The sequence below is a fragment of the Cellulomonas triticagri genome, assembly GCF_003696205.1.
Classification (GTDB): domain Bacteria; phylum Actinomycetota; class Actinomycetes; order Actinomycetales; family Cellulomonadaceae; genus Cellulomonas; species Cellulomonas triticagri.
The window spans coordinates 1-2,100 of the sequence record NZ_RFFI01000231.1 but is presented as its reverse complement, the minus strand read 5'-3'; the positions used below and the strand labels follow the sequence as shown (position 1 = coordinate 2,100).

Sequence of the window (2,100 nt, the reverse complement as noted above, 5' to 3'; positions counted from 1 at the left end):
CGACGGGACGCTCGGCGGCCTCGTGGTCGGCGGCGTCGAGCCGCGCGACCTGCCGGACCCCGCCGCCGCCCGCGCCGCGCTCGCGGCCGCCGGGTTCGTGGTGTCGCTGGAGGTGCGCGCCTCCGAGGTGACCGCGCTGGCCGACGTGGTGCTGCCCGTCGCCCCGCCGGTCGAGCGCCCCGGCACCTTCGTCAGCTGGGAGGGCCGCGTGCGGCCGTTCCCGCAGGCGCTGACCTCGACCGCCATGGCCGACCACCGGGTGCTGGACGCGCTGGCCGACACGATGGGCGTGACCCTCGGGCTGCGCACCGTGCAGGCCGTGCACGCCGACGCCGACGCGCTCACCACCGGCTGGGACGGCGCCCGCGTCGCCGCGCCGGACGTGGCCGCGGTCGAGCCGCCGGAGGTCCCCGAGGGGCACGCGGTCCTCGCCACCTGGCACCTGCTGCTCGACGGCGGGCGGCTGCAGGACGGCGAGCCGTACCTCGCGGGCACCGCCAAGCGCCCGGTCGCCCGGCTGTCCGCCGCGACCGCGGCGGCCGCGGGCGTCCTCGACGGCGCCCCGCTGACGGTGTCCACCGCCGCGGGCAGCATCACGCTGCCCGCCGTCGTCACCGACATCGCCGACCACGTCGTCTGGCTGCCGACCGCCTCGGCGGGCAGCCAGGTCCGGGACGCGCTCGGCGCGGTCGCCGGTGCCGTGGTCCGGCTCGCCGCCGGCGACGCCGATACCCCCGCCCCCACCGAGGAGGTGCCGGCGTGAGCGCGCTGACCGCCCTGCACGCCGCCCTGCCGGCGGTCGTGCAGCCCGAGACCGGCGTCGTCGCCCCCGGTGCCGCCGACTTCAGCCAGGACGTGTTCTGGGTCTGGCTGCTCAAGGCCGCCGGCATCCTGGTGTTCCTGCTGCTGAGCGTGCTCATCGCCATCTGGTTCGAGCGCCGCGTCGTCGGCCGGATGCAGCTGCGGCCCGGCCCGAACGTGCACGGCCCGTTCGGCCTCTTCCAGTCGCTCGCCGACGCGATGAAGCTGCTGCTCAAGGAGGACGTCACCGTCAAGGCGGCCGACAAGGTCGTCTACCTGGTGGCGCCGTTCATCGCGGTGTTCTGCTCGCTGCTGACCTTCGCGGTGATCCCGTTCGGCCCCGAGGTGAGCATCTTCGGGGTGCTGACGCCGCTGCAGCTCACGGACTTCCCGGTCGCGGTGCTGTACGTGCTGGCGTGCGCCTCGGTCGGCGTCTACGGCATCGTCCTCGGCGGCTGGTCGTCCAACTCGACCTACCCGCTGCTGGGTGCCGTGCGGTCCACCGCGCAGGTCATCTCGTACGAGCTGTCCATGGGCCTGTCGCTGGTCAGCGTGTTCATCATGGCCGGGTCGATGTCGACCTCGCAGATCGTGCACTCGCAGACCACGGTCTGGTGGCTGATCCCGCTCGCCCCGGCGTTCATCATCTACGTCATCTCGATGGTCGGGGAGACCAACCGCCTGCCGTTCGACCTCCCCGAGGCCGAAGGCGAGCTCGTCGGCGGGTACACCACCGAGTACTCCTCGATGAAGTTCGCGTGGTTCTTCCTCGCCGAGTACATCAACATGATCAACGTCTCGGCCGTCGCGACGACGCTGTTCTTCGGCGGCTGGCGCGCCCCCTGGCCGCTGTCCTGGATCGGCGACGGCGTCCTCAACACCGGCTGGTGGCCGCTGCTGTGGTTCGTCGCCAAGGTGTGGCTGTTCATGTTCCTGTTCGTGTGGATCCGCGGCACGCTGCTGCGGTTCCGGTACGACCAGTTCATGAAGTTCGGCTGGAAGGTGCTGATCCCGTCGGCGCTGGTCTGGCTGGTGTGCGTCGCCGTGGTCCAGGGCGTGCGGCAGTTCGTCGCCGTGGACCTGCCCGTCGTCCTCGGCTCGCTCGCCGGGCTGATGCTGGTCGTCATCCTGGCGTCGTTCCTCATCCCGGAGCGCAAGCGCGCCCCGGAGCCGGAGCCCGACACCGGGCCGTTCGACGCCTTCGCCGGCGGCTACCCCGTGCCGCCGCTGCCCGGGCAGGTGCTGCCGCCCTCGCCGCGCGCGCAGCGCCGTGCCGCGCAGGCCGCCCAGGCCGCCGCC

General features: G+C 73.3%; 2 protein-coding genes. Both read left to right on the top strand.

Annotated features, from left to right (window positions below):
• The coding region (locus tag EBM89_RS20395; protein WP_147463654.1) for a molybdopterin dinucleotide binding domain-containing protein at positions 1-763 on the top strand (763 nt) is incomplete at its 5' end.
• 26 nt (positions 764-789) lie between these two features.
• Positions 790-2,100, top strand: a 1,311-nt coding sequence (gene nuoH, locus EBM89_RS20390; protein WP_439647216.1) for an NADH-quinone oxidoreductase subunit NuoH, incomplete at its 3' end; no start/stop codon positions are given.